Source organism: Aureimonas sp. AU4 (assembly GCF_001463765.1).
Lineage (GTDB): Bacteria > Pseudomonadota > Alphaproteobacteria > Rhizobiales > Rhizobiaceae > Aureimonas.
The window spans coordinates 1-16,458 of the sequence record NZ_BBWK01000060.1 but is presented as its reverse complement, the minus strand read 5'-3'; the positions used below and the strand labels follow the sequence as shown (position 1 = coordinate 16,458).

At 70.0% G+C, this 16,458-nt stretch carries 19 protein-coding genes; 14 read left to right on the top strand and 5 right to left on the bottom strand.

Annotated features, from left to right (window positions below; translation table 11 throughout):
- The 6 genes from AUL35_RS16430 to AUL35_RS16405 all read left to right on the top strand — a co-directional run.
- On the top strand, window positions 1-657 hold a 657-nt coding region (locus tag AUL35_RS16430; RefSeq protein ID WP_082666385.1), incomplete at its 5' end, for a DMT family transporter.
- A 57-nt stretch (window positions 658-714) separates the two neighbouring features.
- Window positions 715-909 (top strand): twin transmembrane helix small protein, encoded by a 195-nt coding sequence (locus AUL35_RS16425; RefSeq protein ID WP_062016681.1) that lies wholly within the window; start codon window positions 715-717, stop codon window positions 907-909.
- An 89-nt stretch (window positions 910-998) separates the two neighbouring features.
- Window positions 999-1,571: a cob(I)yrinic acid a,c-diamide adenosyltransferase gene (locus tag AUL35_RS16420; protein ID WP_062016679.1), complete on the top strand. Its 573-nt coding sequence runs from the start codon at window positions 999-1,001 to the stop codon at window positions 1,569-1,571.
- Between the two features lie 161 nt (window positions 1,572-1,732).
- Complete coding sequence (locus tag AUL35_RS16415) at window positions 1,733-2,479, top strand: electron transfer flavoprotein subunit beta/FixA family protein (protein WP_062016677.1); 747 nt, start codon at window positions 1,733-1,735, stop codon at window positions 2,477-2,479.
- A 26-nt stretch (window positions 2,480-2,505) separates the two neighbouring features.
- Window positions 2,506-3,438: an electron transfer flavoprotein subunit alpha/FixB family protein gene (locus AUL35_RS16410; RefSeq protein WP_062016675.1), complete on the top strand. Its 933-nt coding sequence runs from the start codon at window positions 2,506-2,508 to the stop codon at window positions 3,436-3,438.
- A gap of 7 nt (window positions 3,439-3,445) precedes the next feature.
- Window positions 3,446-4,333 (top strand): 3-hydroxybutyryl-CoA dehydrogenase, encoded by an 888-nt coding sequence (locus AUL35_RS16405; RefSeq protein WP_062016673.1) that lies wholly within the window; start codon window positions 3,446-3,448, stop codon window positions 4,331-4,333.
- 17 nt (window positions 4,334-4,350) lie between these two features.
- On the opposite strand, the gene AUL35_RS16400 is transcribed toward AUL35_RS16405, so the two are convergent.
- Window positions 4,351-5,037 (bottom strand): TlpA disulfide reductase family protein, encoded by a 687-nt coding sequence (locus AUL35_RS16400; protein WP_062016671.1) that lies wholly within the window; start codon window positions 5,035-5,037, stop codon window positions 4,351-4,353.
- Between the two features lie 18 nt (window positions 5,038-5,055).
- Between AUL35_RS16400 and argH the strand changes: the two genes are divergently transcribed.
- The 5 genes from argH (at window position 5,056) to tam (ending at window position 11,733) form a co-directional block, all read left to right on the top strand.
- Window positions 5,056-6,453 carry an argininosuccinate lyase gene (gene argH, locus AUL35_RS16395; RefSeq protein ID WP_062016670.1) on the top strand — a complete coding sequence of 466 codons (1,398 nt, stop codon included), beginning with the start codon at window positions 5,056-5,058 and terminating at the stop codon, window positions 6,451-6,453.
- Window positions 6,454-6,530: 77 nt separating this feature from the next.
- Window positions 6,531-6,794 (top strand): hypothetical protein, encoded by a 264-nt coding sequence (locus tag AUL35_RS16390; RefSeq protein ID WP_062016668.1) that lies wholly within the window; start codon window positions 6,531-6,533, stop codon window positions 6,792-6,794.
- A gap of 19 nt (window positions 6,795-6,813) precedes the next feature.
- Window positions 6,814-8,079: a diaminopimelate decarboxylase gene (gene lysA / locus AUL35_RS16385; protein WP_062016666.1), complete on the top strand. Its 1,266-nt coding sequence runs from the start codon at window positions 6,814-6,816 to the stop codon at window positions 8,077-8,079.
- Between the two features lie 147 nt (window positions 8,080-8,226).
- The gene (locus AUL35_RS16380; protein WP_062016664.1) at window positions 8,227-10,881 is read left to right on the top strand and encodes a TIGR02302 family protein; all 2,655 of its coding nucleotides are present in this window, start codon (window positions 8,227-8,229) and stop codon (window positions 10,879-10,881) included.
- 54 nt (window positions 10,882-10,935) lie between these two features.
- Complete coding sequence (gene tam / locus AUL35_RS16375; protein WP_062016662.1) at window positions 10,936-11,733, top strand: trans-aconitate 2-methyltransferase; 798 nt, start codon at window positions 10,936-10,938, stop codon at window positions 11,731-11,733.
- Here the strand turns inward: tam and AUL35_RS16370 are convergent.
- Both AUL35_RS16370 and AUL35_RS16365 read right to left on the bottom strand, forming a co-directional pair.
- On the bottom strand, window positions 11,724-12,113 hold the full coding sequence (locus AUL35_RS16370) for a response regulator (RefSeq protein ID WP_062016660.1): 390 nt from the start codon (window positions 12,111-12,113) through the stop codon (window positions 11,724-11,726). The two genes, tam and AUL35_RS16370, sit on opposite strands and share 10 nt — an antisense overlap.
- A 378-nt stretch (window positions 12,114-12,491) precedes the next feature.
- Window positions 12,492-12,782 carry a helix-turn-helix domain-containing protein gene (locus AUL35_RS16365; protein ID WP_306304379.1) on the bottom strand — a complete coding sequence of 97 codons (291 nt, stop codon included), beginning with the start codon at window positions 12,780-12,782 and terminating at the stop codon, window positions 12,492-12,494.
- Window positions 12,783-12,938: 156 nt separating this feature from the next.
- Here AUL35_RS16365 and AUL35_RS16360 point away from each other — a divergent pair, with 156 nt between their 5' ends.
- Window positions 12,939-13,688, top strand: coding sequence for an SDR family oxidoreductase (locus AUL35_RS16360; protein ID WP_062016656.1), 750 nt, complete (start codon window positions 12,939-12,941; stop codon window positions 13,686-13,688).
- A 164-nt stretch (window positions 13,689-13,852) separates the two neighbouring features.
- On the opposite strand, the gene hpt is transcribed toward AUL35_RS16360, so the two are convergent.
- Window positions 13,853-14,386 carry a hypoxanthine phosphoribosyltransferase gene (gene hpt / locus AUL35_RS16355; RefSeq protein WP_062016655.1) on the bottom strand — a complete coding sequence of 178 codons (534 nt, stop codon included), beginning with the start codon at window positions 14,384-14,386 and terminating at the stop codon, window positions 13,853-13,855.
- Window positions 14,383-14,757: a hypothetical protein gene (locus AUL35_RS16350; protein ID WP_062016653.1), complete on the bottom strand. Its 375-nt coding sequence runs from the start codon at window positions 14,755-14,757 to the stop codon at window positions 14,383-14,385. Before AUL35_RS16350 ends, hpt begins: the two co-directional genes overlap by 4 nt.
- A 173-nt stretch (window positions 14,758-14,930) precedes the next feature.
- Between AUL35_RS16350 and ftsE the strand changes: the two genes are divergently transcribed.
- Window positions 14,931-15,590: a cell division ATP-binding protein FtsE gene (ftsE, locus tag AUL35_RS16345; RefSeq protein ID WP_062016651.1), complete on the top strand. Its 660-nt coding sequence runs from the start codon at window positions 14,931-14,933 to the stop codon at window positions 15,588-15,590.
- A partial coding sequence (locus AUL35_RS16340) for an ABC transporter permease (RefSeq protein ID WP_062016649.1) occupies window positions 15,583-16,458 on the top strand: 876 nt, incomplete at its 3' end. The genes ftsE and AUL35_RS16340, both read left to right, overlap by 8 nt.

Here is a 16,458-nt window from a genome sequence, read left to right as displayed (position 1 = left end):
GTGTTCTATGCGGTGCGCCACGGTCTGCCGGCCGGTATCGTGGCTCTCGCCGCGGGGTTGCAGCCGCTCGTCACCGCCATTCTCGCCGGCTCGATGCTGGGCGAGCGCGTGTCCCCGCGCCACTGGCTGAGTCTGGCCGTCGGCTTCCTCGGCGTCGCGCTGGTGGTATCGCCCAAAATCGGTGCGGGCTCGGCCGTGAACGCGGCAACGCTGTGGCCCGCCGCCGTCGCGGTGCTGGCGATCGCGGCGGGAACGATCTGGCAGAAGCGCTTCGTGCGCGGCATAGACCTTCGCGTCGGGACCGCGGCGCAATATGTCGGGGCGTTGGTGCCCACGCTCTGCGTCGCCTTCCTCACCGAAACGATGCGGGTCGACTGGACGGGCGAGCTCGTCTTCGCCCTTCTGTGGCTGACCCTCGTCCTGTCGATCGGCGCGGTCTTCCTTCTCCTCGTGATGATAGAGCGTGGCGCGGTCTCGCGGGTCGCCTCGCTCATGTATCTCGTGCCGGGCGTCACGGCCGTGATGGCCTATCTCCTGTTCGGCGAGGCGCTGAACGCGGTCCAGATCCTCGGCATGGCGCTGGCGGCCGGCGGGACGGCGGCGGCGACCGTCAGCCTTCGGCCCCGCGCCCCTGCGGCGGCCCGTCCGCTCGCATGACGCGTGCGTGATCCCTATATGAGCGCTCGTTCCTGAGAGAGCCCCGGAAGATCTACGATGTCCATCGTCTTCACCATCCTCGCCCTGCTGTTCATGGCGGCCGTCGCCGTCGTCCTGGTCATGGGACTCGGCAACATGATGCGGGGAGGGCCGGGCAACACGTCGCAGAAGCTGATGCGCGCTCGCGTGATGCTGCAGGCGATCGCGGTGGCGGTGATCGTGGGCGCGATCTGGTTCGCGCGCGGGTCCTGACGGTCCTCCACAGACATCTTCGCGCCACCCAAGCTGCCGGCGCCGGCTTCGTGCCCTAGCTCTTCCTCTGAACGCTTCGAGGGCAGGGCATGGTTCGGCTGAACAAAATCTACACGCGTACCGGCGACGACGGGACCACGGGCCTCGCCACGGGCGAGCGGCGGCTGAAGTCCGATCTCCGCATGGAGGCGGTCGGAACGGTGGACGAGCTCAACGCGACGCTCGGCATGGCGCGCCTCCACGCCGGGGGCGAGACCGACACGCTTCTATCGCGCGTCCAGAACGATCTCTTCGACCTCGGCGCCGACCTCGCGACGCCCGAGACCGACGAGCCGCTCCTCTTCCAGCGTCTGGCGGTCGTGGACGCGCAGGTCGACGCGCTGGAGCGCGCGATCGACGAGGTGAACGCCGAACTGGAGCCACTGCGCTCCTTCGTGCTGCCGGCCGGCACCGCGCTCTCGGCCCATCTCCATCTCGCGCGAACCGTCGCGCGGCGCGCCGAGCGCGTCATGGTGGCCGTGTCGCGCCAGCCGGGCGAGCGCATCTCGCAGCCGGCCCTGCGCTACGTGAACCGCCTGTCCGACCTTCTCTTCGTCATGGCTCGCCAGGCCAACCGGCGCGGCGAGGGCGACGTGCTCTGGGTTCCCGGCGCGAACCGCTGAACGGGTCTGACTTTGACGTAAACGTCAAATCTTGCTAGGCCAGCGGCGAGTTCGCGGAAAGCCGCCGCCTTGAAGCGGTGAAGCGCCGCCCCTATTCATGCCCGGCCCCGCCGCGATGCGGCCGGGGCAAGACGACGCCAGTGGAGAAGGACACCTCGCCCATGAAGATCCTCGTCTGCGTGAAGCGCGTGGTGGACTACAACGTTCGCGTCCGCGTGAAGGGGGACGGGACGGGCGTCGACCTCGCCAACGTGAAGATGTCGATGAACCCGTTCGACGAGATCGCGGTGGAGGAAGCCGTCCGGCTCAAGGAGCGGGGCGGCGTGGACGAGATCGTTGCAGTCTCGATCGGCGTGCAACAGGCGCAGGAGACGATCCGCACCGCGCTCGCCATGGGCGCGGACCGGGGCATCCTGGTGAAGGTCGACGGCGTGGTGGAGCCGCTCGGCGTCGCCAAGATCCTCAAGGGCGTGGTGGAGGCGGAGAAGCCCGACCTCGTGATCCTCGGCAAGCAGGCGATCGACGACGACGCCAACCAGACCGGCCAGATGCTCGCCGGACTGCTCGGCTGGGCGCAGGGCACCTTCGCCTCGAAGCTCGAACTGGCGGACCGCGAGGCGAACGTGACGCGCGAGGTCGACGGCGGCCTCCAGACGCTCGCCCTGAAGCTGCCGGCCATCGTCACGACCGACCTTCGCCTGAACGAGCCGCGCTACGCGTCGCTGCCCAACATCATGAAGGCCAAGAAGAAGCCGCTCGAGGAGAAGTCCGCCGCCGATTACGGCGTCGACACCAAGCCTCGCCTCGAGGTCATCAGTGTCACCGAGCCCAAGTCGCGGCAGGCTGGCATCAAGGTCGGCTCGGTGGACGAGCTCGTCTCGGCGCTCAAGGGCGCCGGGCTCGTCTGATCGGACAGGCAAAGGGAACAGGATCCATGACCACGCTTCTGATCGCCGAGCACGACAACAAGGCTCTTTCCGGCGAGACCGCCAAGGCTCTGACGGCCGCGAGAGCGCTCGGCGCGGACGTCCACGTGCTCGTGGCGGGCGAGGGCGCCTCCGCGGTGGCCGATGCGGCCGCCAAGCTCGACGGCGTCGCCAAGGTGCTCACGGCCGAGGGCGGTTCTTACGCCCATCACCTCGCCGAGCCGCTGGCCGCGCTCGTTGTCCAGCTCGCGCCCGGCTACGACGCCGTGGTCGGTCCGGCCACCGCCGCGATCAAGAACGCCCTGCCGCGCGCGGCGGCCCTTCTCGACGTCATGCAGGTCTCGGACGTTTCGGCCGTGGTCTCGCCCGACACGTTCGAGCGTCCGATCTACGCCGGCAACGCGGTGGAGCGCGTGCGCTCCAGCGACAAGGTGAAGGTCCTCACCATCCGCACCTCGGCCTTCCCCGCCGCAGGTGAGGGCGCGACGGCGGCGCCCGTGGAAGCGGTGACCGGCGCGGCCGACCCGGCCGTGTCGCGCTTCGTGTCCGAGGAGGTCGCCCACTCCGAACGCCCCGAGCTCTCGGCCGCCAAGGTCGTCGTCTCGGGCGGCCGCGCGCTCGGCTCCAAGGAGAAGTTCGACGAGCTGATGCTGCCGCTCGCCGACAAGCTCGGCGCGGCGGTCGGTGCGAGCCGCGCGGCGGTGGATGCTGGCTACGCGCCCAACGACTGGCAGGTCGGCCAGACCGGCAAGGTCGTGGCGCCCGACCTCTATGTGGCCTGCGGCATCTCCGGCGCGATCCAACACCTCGCCGGCATGAAGGACTCCAAGGTCATCGTCGCCATCAACAAGGATGCCGACGCGCCGATCTTGCAGGTGGCCGACTATGCGCTCGTCGGCGACGTCTTCACGATCGTTCCGGAACTGACCTCCAAGCTCTGAGGCCGCCATGCCCGTCCCCTTCCGGATCGAGACCCTCGGCGTCGTCGGCGCCGGACAGATGGGGGCGGGCATCGCGCAGGTCGCCGCCGTCGCCGGCCACCGCGTCGTGGTCTACGACGTGAGCCTGGAGATGGCGCGCCAGGGCATCGAGCGCATCGGCACGCAGCTCGCCCGGCAGGTCGCGAACGGCAAGATGGAGGAGACGGCGCGCGAGGCGGCGCTGTCCCGCCTCAGGGCCGCCGACGGTGTCGGCGCGCTCGCCGAGGCCGATCTCGTGATCGAGGCGGCGACCGAGCGCGAGGAGGTGAAGCGGCGCATCTTCCAGCAGGTCTGCCCCGTCCTGCGCTCCGACGCGATCCTCGCCACCAACACCTCGTCCATCTCGATCACGCGGCTCGCCAGCGGCACGGACCGGCCCGAGCGCTTCCTCGGCATCCACTTCATGAATCCGGTGCCCGTGATGAAGCTCGTCGAGCTGGTGCGCGGCATCGCGACCGGCGACGAGGCCTTCGAGACCGCCAAGACCTTTGCCGCCGGGCTCGGCAAGACGCTGACCGTCTCCGAGGACTTCCCGGGCTTCATCGTCAACCGCATCCTTGTCCCGATGATCAACGAGGCGATCTACACGCTGCACGAGGGCGTCGGCACGATCGAGAGCATCGACGCCTCGATGCGCCTCGGCGCGAATCACCCGATGGGCCCGTTCCAGCTCGCCGACTTCATCGGGCTGGATACGTGCCTCGCCATCATGCAGGTGCTGCACGACGGGCTGGCCGATACGAAATACCGCCCGTGCCCGCTTCTCGTGAAATACGTCGAGGCCGGCTGGCTCGGCCGTAAGGCGGGACGCGGCTTCTACGACTACCGCGTCGATCCGCCCAAGCCCACGCGTTAGCTCGCCAAGCTCACGCGTCAGCTCGAAGGCGCCACCGCGCCGCCGCCCTTCAGCGCGTCGATGAGGCGGATCGCGTCCGGGCTCGCCCAGGCGGCGGGGCCGTTCATCGCCGCTCGCGCACAGCCTTCCGCATCCACCAGGATCGTGACCGGCAGGCCGAAGGCGACGCCCTGGCCCTTCAGCGTGTTGAAGATGCCCATCGTCTCGTCGCGCATGAAGGGCAGGCTCTTCAGCCCCGTCTCGGCGTAGAAGCCGCGCGGCTTGGCGTCGTCGCCGAGGTCGACGTTGATCGGCACCACGGCGAAGCTCTCGTCGCCGGCCTCGCGCTCCAGCTCGTCGAGCTCGGGCATCTCGGCGCGGCAGGGCGCGCACCACGTCGCCCAGATGTTGAGGAGCAGGGCCTGCCCGCGCAGGGACCCCAGCGTTGTCGGCTGGCCGTCGTTCTTGAAGGCGATCCGCGTCAGGTCGAAGGGCGTGTCGAGCGGGCGCATGGCCGCGACCTCGCCCTGTGCGGCGGCGTCGAGCGCGGCGGAAAGCGCGGCCTTGGCCGGACAGGCGCCCGCCACTTCGTTGCCAGCCCCGCCCCGCGCGACGTATAGGCCGATCGCGCCGGCCGCCACGCCCGCAGCCAGGACCAGGCCGAGAACGACGCCCGTGGAACGTCGGCGGGGCGTTTGGGGCGGCGGGGCGGCGGGGTCGATCATCGAGCGGAAGGGCCTTTCATGGTGAAGCAGAGCAACGAGATGTGGGGCGGTCGCTTCGCGTCGGGCCCCGATGCGATCATGGAAGCGATCAACGCCTCGATCGACTTCGACAAGCGCCTCTACCGCGAGGACATCGCCGGGTCGACCGCCCATGTCACGATGCTGGCGACCCGAGGCGTCGTCTCGCAGGAGGACGCGGCGGAAATCAGGCGGGGCCTTCAGGCGATCCTCGCCGAGATCGAGGCCGGCACGTTCACGTTCTCGCGCCAGCGCGAGGACATTCACATGAACGTCGAGGCGCGTCTTGCCGAGCTGATCGGCCCGGCCGCCGGCCGCCTCCATACGGCCCGCTCGCGCAACGACCAGGTCGCGCTCGACTTCCGCCTTCACGTGCGCTCCGCCTTCGACGATCTCGACCGGGCGCTCCGGGCCCTTCAGGACGCCCTTCTGGCGCGCGCCGAGGAACATGCCGGCAGCGTGATGCCGGGCTTCACCCACCTTCAGGCCGCGCAGCCCGTGACCTTCGGCCACCACTGCCTCGCCTATGTCGAGATGGCCGCGCGCGACCGCAGCCGCGCGGCGGACGCGCGCCGGCGCATGAACGAATCGCCGCTCGGCGCCGCCGCACTCGCCGGCACGGGCTTCCCGATCGACCGCCATCAGGTGGCCGAGGCGCTGGGCTTTGCCGGTCCGACCCGCAACTCGCTGGATTCCGTGTCGGACCGGGACTATGCGATCGAATTCCTGAGTGTCGCCGCGATCGCGGCCACGCACCTGTCGCGCCTCGCCGAGGAGATCGTGATCTGGTCGACGCCGCAGTTCGACTTCGTGCGCCTGTCGGACTCGTTCTCCACCGGCTCCTCGATCATGCCGCAGAAGAAGAACCCGGACGCCGCCGAGCTCGTGCGCGCCAAGACGGGGCGCATCAACGGCTCGCTGGTCGCGCTGCTCACGGTCATGAAGGGTCTGCCGCTCAGCTATTCCAAGGACATGCAGGAAGACAAGGAGCAGGTCTTCGACGCGATCGACAACCTTGCCCTCGCGCTCTCGGCCATGACCGGCATGGTGCGCGATCTCGAGGTGAACACCGCCAAGATGCGGGCCGCGGCCGGCGCGGGCTTCTCGACGGCCACCGACCTGGCCGACTGGCTGGTGCGCGAGCTGGGCCTGCCCTTCCGCGAGGCCCATCACGTGACGGGGCGGGCGGTCGCCATGGCGGAGGAGCGTCGCGTCGCGCTCGAGGACCTGCCGCTGGAGACGCTGCAAGAGCTCGACCCGAGGCTCACGCAAGCCGTCTACGGCGTCCTCTCGGTGGACGCCTCGGTGGCGTCGCGCACCTCGTTCGGCGGCACGGCACCCGACAACGTGCGCGAACAGGTTCGCTACTGGCGCGAGCGTCTCGCCGCCGAGGGGTGATTTCGCGGGCCGGACCCGCTAAGCAGGACTCGGCCCCGGCGCCATGTCGGGGCGACCATCCAAGGATCTGGAACGACGTGCGGCGCCTTCGAACCCTTTCCCTTCCCGTCGTGATCCTCGTCTGCGCGGCGGCGCTCGCCGGCTGCGGGCGCAAGACCGTGCCGGTGGCCACGCGCGCCGACGGCTCGCCCGCGCGCGTCGTCGTGCCCGCGGCCGACGGCACGGCGCGCCTGCCGCCCGTCGCGCCCGTGACCTCGGATCTTTCGGTGCTGCCGACCGAGATCGCGCGCAACCCGAACGCCGACAAGAAGCGCTTCCCGCTCGACGGCCTCCTGAACTAGCCAGAGCCCTCGTCCGACGATGAATCACTTCCAGTACCGAAACGGCGTGATGCACGCCGAGGACGTCGCGCTGCCCGAGATCGCGGAAGAGGTCGGCACGCCCTTCTACTGCTATTCCTCCGCGACGCTCACGCGCCACTACCGCGTCTTCGCGGAGGCCTTCGCCGATATCGACGCGCTGGTCTGCTACGCGCTCAAGGCGAACTCCAACCAGGCCGTCCTCAGGACGCTGGCCGAACTCGGCTCGGGCGCCGACGTCGTGTCGGGCGGCGAACTGGCGCGCGCTGTCGCCGCCGGCATCCGGCCCGACCGCATCATGTTCTCGGGCGTCGGCAAGAGCGCGAACGAGATCGACCAGGCGCTCGAGGCCGGCATCTTCTGCTTCAACGTCGAGTCGGAGCCCGAGCTTCGTCGCCTTTCGGCACGCGCCACGGCGCTTGGCCGAAACGCCCACGTCTCGCTGCGCATCAACCCCGACGTCGACGCGCTGACCCACGCGAAGATCTCGACCGGCAAGCGCGGCGACAAGTTCGGCATCAGCTTCGAGCGGGCCGAGGAGGTCTACGACCTCGCCGCCGCCCTGCCGGGCCTGACGGTCAGCGGCATCGACATGCATATCGGCTCGCAGATCACCGAGCTCCAGCCCTTCGACCTCGCCTTCGCCAAGCTGGCCGGCCTCGTCGCGCGCCTGCGCGAGCGCGGCCATGCGATCGGCCACGTCGATCTCGGCGGCGGTCTCGGCGTGCCCTACCGCTTCGACAACGACCCGCCGCCAGAGCCGGCCGCCTATGCCGAAACGGTGAAGCGCCATGTGCGGGACCTCGGCGTGCGCGTCGTCTTCGAGCCGGGGCGCCTGATCGTCGCCAATGCCGGCATCCTCGTCACGCGCGTCGAGTACGTGAAGGAGGAGGCCGGCCACCGCTTCGTGATCGTCGACGCGGCGATGAACGACCTGATTCGCCCGACGCTCTACGACGCCTTCCACGACATCCGTCCGGTCGACCAGGCCGAGCCGGGCGCCGAGCGCCTCGTCGCCGACGTGGTGGGACCGGTCTGCGAGACCGGCGACTTCCTCGCCAAGGAGCGCGCGCTGCCGCCGGTTGCGGAGGGCGACCTTCTCGCCGTCATGACGGCGGGCGCCTACGGCGCTGTCCAGTCCGGCACCTACAACACCCGCGCGCTCGTACCCGAGGTGCTGGTGCGGGACGGCGAGTGGGCCGTGGTGCGGCCGCGCCAGAGCGCCGAGGCGCTGATCGCCATGGACCGGCTGCCGAACTGGCTCTGAGCCGACGGCACGCCGCGGTTCATGGTCACGGCTCCGGCATCGCCTCGCCTTCGCCTTAAAACCTGTTAGTCTTTTCCTCGCACACAGGCCGGCAGGATCGGCACCCGGCCGCCGACCTCCCGGCGGCCCCTCGAGGACAGGGCGCTCATGGCGGAACCCATCTGGCCCGCGGCGCCCGAGCCGCGACCGGGCAACCCGGCGCGGCCGGCGCCCGCGACCGCGCGCGTCCGCTTCCAGGCGGGCGCAGCTCTCGTGTTCGAGCGCGTATGGCCGACCGTTCTCGGGCTTGCCGCCGTCGCGGCGCTTTATGCGGTTCTTTCCTGGTTCGGCGCCTTCGCCGCCTTGTCCGACTGGCCTCGCCTCGGGCTCCTTGCCATTCTCGGGCTGGCGGGGCTTGTCGCGCTCGTGCCGCTGCGCCGTTTTCGCCTGCCCAGCCGTGCCGAGGTCGAGACGCGGATCGAGGCCGCGAGCCTCCTGTCGCACCAGCCGCTCCAGGCGCAGAGCGACCGTCCGAGCGGCGACGACCCCTTCGCGCTGGCCCTCTGGCGCGAGCATCAGGCGCGCATGGCCGAGCGGCTGCGCGGCCTTCGCGGCGGCGCCCTGCGCACGGGAACCGAGCGCCTCGATCCCTATGCGCTGCGCACGATCGGCCTTCTCCTGCTTGCGACGAGCTTTGCCTATTCCTTCGGGCCTGGCGGCGGCCGGCTCGCCGACGCATTTCGCCCTGTCGAGGCCGAGCTCGTGGCCGGCGCGCGGCTCGATGCCTGGGCGACGCCGCCCGGCTATACGGGGCGTGCCCCGATCTTCCTGACCGGCACGGACGGCGCGCCGGCCCCCGAAGGGCTGCTCGAGGTGCCGCAGGGCACGGTCGTCTCGGTGCGCCTATCGGACCCGACCGGCACGAACGTGCGCTTTCAGCCCGATGGCGGCGGCGAGGCGGTCGCCATCGCGCCCACGGCTCCGCCGGCAGCGGCAAACGGCGAGACGCGCACGGCCTCGGAAGGCGAGAGGCCGGCTGCGAGCGGCGCCTACGAGTTCGCGCTTCCGGTTTCCGGCACCGTCAATATCGAGACGGCACTACGCTCGCTCGGCGCGTTCCGCTTCGCCGTCCTGCCCGACACCGCTCCCGAGATCCGCTTCGACGGGGAGCCGCAGGTGGCGCGCAACGGCGCGCTCCAGATCCCGTTCGTGGTCAGCGACGACTACGGCGCGGCGGGCGGCGAGGGCATGCTCGCCCTGAGCGAGGAAACCGCGCCCGGCGCCCGGCCTCTCGTGGCACCCCCCGAGATCTCGCTGTCCATGCCCCGCCGCACCAAGGGCGAGGCCAAGGGACGCACGGTGATCGACGTGACCGACAGTCCCTATAGCGGGGCGAAGGTCGCCCTGACGCTCAAGGTGCGCGACGACGCGGGCCAGACCGGCGAATCGACGCCGCTCGAGATGGTGCTTCCGGCGCGGCGCTTCACCGACCCGCTCGCCCGGGCCGTGGTGGAGCAGCGCCGCATCCTGGCGCTCGATGCCAACCGCGCGCTGCGCGTCGTCGACATGCTCGATGCGGTGACGCTGCGCGGCGACGAGTTCATCCGCAACCCGGCCGACTATCTCGCCCTGCGCGCCGTGCGCGAGCGCATCGCGGGGGCGGCCGACGACGACGCGCTGCGCTCGGCCGTGGACTTCCTTTGGCAGATCGCGGTCGGCATCGAGGACGGCGACATGGCCGACTCGCAGCGCCGCCTGCGCGATGCGCAGGAGCGCCTGTCGGAGGCCCTCAAGAACGGCGCGAGCGAGCAGGAAATCGCCGAGGCCATGCAGGAGCTGCGCGAGGCGATGCGCGAGGTCATGCAGGCCATGGCCGAGGCCATGCGCAACATGCCGCCGCAGGACCAGGCGCAGATGGGCGAGACGCAGGAGATCCGCCCCCAGGATCTCGACCGCATGATGGACCGGATCGAGGACCTCGCCCGCTCCGGCTCGCGCGATGCCGCCCAGCAGCTCCTTGCCGAGCTCCAGGACATGATGAACAACCTCCAGGCCATGCGCCCGGGGCAGCAGGGGCAGCAGAACGCACAGAACCAGAGCCCCATGCAGCAGCAGATGAACAAGCTCGGCGAGATGCTGCAGCGCCAGCAGCAGCTGATGGACCAGACCTTCGAGCTCGGCCGCCAGCAGATGCAGCGCGACATGCAGAGCGAGGAGGAGCGGCAAGAGGGCGAGACGCAGCCGGGACAGAAGGGCGATCAGAAGCCCATGACCGCCGAGGAGATGCAGCGCCGGATGCAGGAGCTCCAGGCGCAGCAGAAGCAGCTCCAGAAGGAGCTCGGTGAGCTTCAGGAGGCCATGCGCGGCCAGGGCATGCAGCCGAGCCAGGATCTCGGGCAGGCCGGACAGGCGATGGGCGAGGCGGAGGGGCAGATCGGCCAGGGCAACAGCGAGGGCGCTGTCGGCGAGCAGGGCCGCGCCATGGAGGCGCTGCGACGCGGCGCACAGGATGCCATGCGCCAGATGCAGCAGGCCATGGGCGAGGGGCAGGGCCAGGGGCAGCAGCCGGGCCAGGGCCAGCAGCCCGGCGGCACGCAGATGGGCCAGGGCTTCGGCCCCGGCCAGCAGCGCTCGGGCCGCGATCCGCTCGGCCGCGAGCGGCAGACCCAGGGGCCCGATTTCGGCCAGGATGTCGGCGTGCCGGACGAGATCGACATCCAGCGCGCGCGCCGCATCCTCGACCAGATCCGCGACCGGCTCGGCCACCAGCTCTCGCCCCAGCAGGAGCGCGACTACCTGGAGCGCCTGCTGCGCACGCCTTGAGGCGCGGCGCCGGTCGGCCTAGACCCGTCTCCGTCAGGAGAAGGGACCCGCGCCATGACCGTCGCCACCGATTGGAACCCCGCGCTCTACACGCGCTTCGAGGACGAACGCACGCGGCCGGCGCGCGACCTCCTGGCACGGTGCCGGTTGGCGCCCGGCACGGGGCGCTCGCGTATCCTCGATCTCGGCTGCGGTCCCGGCAACTCGACCGAGCTTCTCGCCGAACGCTTCCCCGATGCCGACATCACAGGGATCGACACGTCGGAGGCGATGCTCCGGGCGGCCCGCGAGCGCCTGCCGCGATGCCGGTTCGAGCGGGGCGACATCGCCTCGGTCGATGGCGAGGGTCTCTTTGATCTCGTCTACGCCAATGCCAGCCTGCAATGGGTGCTGGGGCACGAGACGCTGATCCCGCGGCTCCTGCGCCTCGTCGCGCCGGGTGGGCTCTTCGCCGCGCAGATCCCCGACAACCTTGCCGATCCCAACCAGACCCAGATGCGCCGGATCGCCGCCGAGACGCCGTTCGCCGCCGTTCTGGGCGGGCAGTCGGAGGGACGCGAGGAGATCGGCTCCAGCGGCGCCTATTACGACCTCCTGCGACCGGGATCGGCCGAGGTCGACGTGTGGACGACGATCTACGAGCATCCGATGGAGGATGGCGGGGCGATCACCCGCTGGTTCCGTTCCACGGGGCTGAAGCCCTTCGTCGATCCGCTGGACGAGGATCTGCGCGCCCTCTTCCTCGAGCGCTACACGGCGGCGATGGAGAGCGCCTATCCCGCGCGGGTCGACGGGCGGCGGCTCCTTACCTTCCGCCGTCTCTTCATGGTGGCGCGGCGCGCTCAGGCGTAGCGGCGCAGGGGCTCCGGCGCGGGCAGGGCGGCGGCCACGCGCCGACGAATCTCGGCCAGCGTGAACGGCTTCTCGACCACGCCGGTGACGATGGCCGACAGTTCCTCGGCCGCTTCCTTCTGCTCGGCATAGCCGGTCATCAGAAGGATCGGCAGGCCGGGGAAGGTCGCGTGGATGGCGTGCGCGAGCTCGATGCCGGTGATGCCGGGCATGCGGATGTCGGACAGGACGAGGTCGAAGGCGCCGGCCTCCTCGGCCAGCACATCGATCGCCATCTCTCCGTCCTCGGCCACCATGACCTCGTGACCCTCCTGCCGGAGCGCGCGGGAGACCAGGAGGCGGATGCCCGTGTCGTCTTCCGCGATCAGGATTCTGGCCATGGCATGCACTCCCACACGAACCGGCCGGCATGCGAGATCGCACAGTCCGGGCCTTGGTCCGGAGTATGCAAGCCTATCCTTGTGCGAAGCCTTACGATTTAAGGTGAATGTGACCTAAACGATGCAGGCTGGAGGAGGGGCAGTGACGTCGATGCAGGTGCGCCCGTTCCTGGGCCGGAGGCAGGCCGCCGTCCGTCGCCCTGGCGTCGGGTTGTCAGCCCGGCGGGGAAGCCGACCGATGACCGCGAGACGCGTCGTCGTTTACGTCGGCTGGCGCTTCGTCCCGGCCGAACAGCGCGCGAGGAGCCGCGCGCCTCGAAGCGGACCGCATTCCGGTTCGCCGCCTCCAACCCGTCATCGCGCATGACACCCCGGGCTCTACGCTGCGGAGACCGAAGAAGAGCTTTCGGGAAGGCGTCGGGCTACCTCCGCTCGGTTCTGCGTTCCCCACCGGCAGAGCGGAATCAGCGTTTCGACGAGCGTCATGCCGAACGGCGTGATCGTGTAATCGACCCGAGGCGGGACCTCCTGGTAATCCCGACGCACGAGAACGCCGACAGTCTGGAGGTCGCGCAGCTGCTGGATCAGAACCTTCTCGCTGATCCCCGCCACCAGTCGCTTGAGTTCGCCGAACCGCCGGGGTCCGTGCTGAAGATGGTACAGGATCAACGGCTTCCACTTCCCGCCCACGACGGCCAAGGCGACGTCGAGGCCACATTCGGGGTCGATGGGATCCATCTCGGTCTCCATACTTACCTTTATGTTGGTACTAAACAAAAGATGCCTGACCGTCCATATCGCGTCCGTCCAACACAGGAGCGGAAGATGGGCAGGCTGGAAGGCAAGGTAGCGGTTATCACGGGCGCCAACAGCGGTATCGGCCTGGCGAGCGCGGAGCGCTTCGCACGGGAAGGCGCTCGCGTGTTCATGACGGGGCGGCGCCAGGCGGAACTGGACGATGCGGTGGCCAAGGTCGGGCACGGTGCCCGAGGCATTCAAGGAGACATTTCCAAGGTGGCGGATCTCGACCGCCTCTACGAGACCGTCAGGGCGGAAGCCGGCCGGATCGACGTTCTGTTCGCCAATGCCGGCGGCGGTGAATTCACGGCGTTTCCCGACGTGACCGAGGCGCAATTCGATCGCACCTTCGCCATCAATGCGAAGGGCACCTTCTTCACGGTCCAGAAGGCCTTGCCGCTCCTCGTCGACGGCGCGTCGGTGATCCTGACAGGGTCGACGGCCGCGACCACCGGTATCCCGGCCTTCAGCGTCTACGCTGCCACGAAGGCGGCCATTCGCAGCTTTGCCCGGGGATGGATCGTCGATCTGGCCCCTCGTGGCATCCGCGTGAACGTCCTGGTGCCGGGATCAACCGCAACGCCGGGATGGCATGCCCTCGCGCCAGGCGAGGATGCGAACAAGGCCTTCGTCGCCGCTTCCGAGGCTGCGACGCCGCTCGGGCGGATGGGACGGCCTGATGAGATCGCCAACGCCGCGCTTTTCCTGGCCTCCGACGAGAGCAGCTTCGTCACGGGGAGCGAACTGTTCGCGGACGGTGGTTCGGCGCAGATCTGACGGTTCGGCTTTTTCTCGCTGCAACCGGCTTCCGCCGGCTCATAGGCTGGGTTGTCGGGTCCGAACGAGCACCCGGTGGCCCGCTCCCGGCAATCTCGCCGTGGAAGCGGGTCATCCGGTCTCATTCGTGAACGATCGGGCCTGAGCCGAGCCGATATCGCCGGCTACAGAACGCGGCCGACGAAGGGCAGTTCGCGGAAGGCGTGGGCGACGTCCATGCCGTAGCCGACCACGAAGTGGTCCGGGCACTGGAAGCCGACATAGTCCGCCTCGATGGGGGCCGCGCGCCGCATGTGCTTGTCGAGGAGAACCGCGATCTCGGCGCCGGTGGCCCCGCGCGCCAGCATGAGGTCTCGCGCGAAGAGGAGGGTGCGGCCCGACTCGAGGATGTCGTCGACGATCAGGACCTTGCGTCCCGCGATCGCCCCGTCGAGGTCGCGCACGATGCGCACGTCGCCGCCCGTCGTGCCCGAGCCGTAGGAGGAGAGCTGGATGAACTCCATTTCCGGCGCGATGCCGTGGCGGTGAAGCGCCCGGATGAGGTCCGCCGCGAAGACGAAGGAGCCTTTCAGAACCGCGACCACGAGAAGGTTCTCCGGCCGGCGCTCGGCGATCTCCCGCGCCATGCGGTCGATCTCGGCGGCGATCTGCGCCTCGTCGAAGAGCGTTTCGATCTGCTTTCCGCGAACCTCGATCAACGCAGTGCGTCCTCTTGGATGATCGCCGTGATCGGATCGAAGGAAGCCTGGACCGGCGAGGAATGCGAGGCGACCGAGAGAAGGGCCGCCAGCGCGCCGACCGCCAGGCTCGTCTGGAGGCCGAGACCGGTCCACAGGCGCTGCGTGCGGCGCCGCGTGCGCCGCTCGCGCTCGGCCCGCTCGCTCGCGTGGATCGCCGCGCCCCATTCGGGCGTCGGCGCGGAAGCGCGGCCGGAGGCGGGCGTCTCGTAGGGAGGCATGAAGGGCTCGCGGCGAGGAAGCGGGCGGCGCGAGATCAGGCGCGCCTCGCCCTCGATCGTCAGGGCCGGCCGGTGGCTGTGGGTGGCTGTGCGCCGGGCGTTGGAAACCATCCGGGACATTCTCCTGAAACGGTGATGGCGTTTCATAGGGTCGGTATGGTTAACCAAACCTGACCTCGACCTCGCCAGCCTCGCGCACGCGACAGGCGGCCATAACTTCGCGCGGGCGGCGTGCGAGCGTGCCCCAAAAGGGGCGCTCGGGCCCGCCAGGAGACGATGACGGATTGATCCGGTTCGAGAATGTGGGCCTGCGCTACGACATGGGACCGGAGATCCTCCGCGACCTGACGTTCGAGATCCGCAACCAGTCCTTCCAGTTCCTCACGGGACCCTCGGGCGCCGGCAAGACCAGCCTGCTGCGCATGCTCTTTCTTGCGCTGAAGCCGACGCGCGGCCTCATCACCATCCTCGGCCGCGACGCCTCGACGCTGAAGCGAACCGAGCTTCCCGCGATCCGGCGGCGCATCGGCGTCGTGTTCCAGGACTTCCGGCTCCTCGACCACCTGACGACCTACGAGAACGTGGCCCTGCCACTTCGCGTGCGCGGGCGGGAGGAGGAGAGCTACCGGCGCGACGTGGTGGACCTGATCAAGTGGGTCGGGCTCGGCGAGCGCATGGACGCCTCGCCCGTGGTCCTGTCGGGCGGGGAGAAGCAGCGCGCCGCGATCGCGCGCGCGCTGATCGACCAGCCCGACATCCTCCTGGCCGACGAGCCGACCGGCAACGTCGACCCGCCGCTGGCGCGGCGGCTCCTGCGCCTCTTCATGGAGCTGAACCGCACCGGGACGGCGGTGGTGATCGCCACCCACGATCTCGGCCTGATGGACCAGGTGGAGGCGCGCCGGCTCGTGCTCGGCAACGGACGGCTCGAGATCTATGACTGAGGTCGCCGCCTCCGCCAGCACGCGCGCCAGGCGCCGCGCGCGCCCGACGCCGATCGTGCCCCCCGCCAACGTGGCGGGCCGCGCGCTCCTGACCGTGATCGCGATCATGACGTTCCTCGCCAGCCTGACGCTCGGTGCGGTCACGCTGGTGGCGGACACGGCGGCCGACTGGCAGTCGCAGATCGCGCGCGAGATCACGATCCAGATCCGTCCCGACGACGGGCTCGACATGGCCGCCGCGCTCGGCCGTATCGAGGCGCTGGCGCGCGCCACGCCGGGCGTCACCGGGGCGCAGACGCTGGACGACGCGGCCACCGCGCGGCTCCTGGAACCCTGGCTCGGCAGCGGCCTCGACCTCGACGACCTGCCGGTCCCGCGCCTCGTGATCGTCTCGATCGACGAAGGCCGCCCGCCGGACTTCACCGCGCTCGGCGACGCCGTGCGCGCGGCCGTGCCGCAGGCGAGCCTCGACGATCACCGGGCCTGGGTTTCGCGCCTCGTCTCCATGGCGCATGCGACCGTCCTGATCGGCGTCGCCATCCTCACGCTCGTCATGGTCGCCACCGTCCTCACGGTGGTCTTCGCCACGCGCGGCGCCATGAGCGGCAACCGCCACATCATCGAGGTCCTTCACTTCGTGGGCGCGCGGGGCACGTTCATCGCGGCCGAGTTCCAGCGCCACTTCCTGCGCCTCGGGCTTCTGGGCGCCCTCGGCGGCGGCGCGGCGGCGCTTCTGGTCTTCCTTCTCGTCGGCCGCTGGACGCAGGCCAACCAGGCGACGCCCGAGGCGGACCAGATCAGCGCCCTGTTCGGCTCCTTCGCCATCGGCTGGGCCGGTTACGGCGGGGTACTTCTCCTGGTCCTTCTG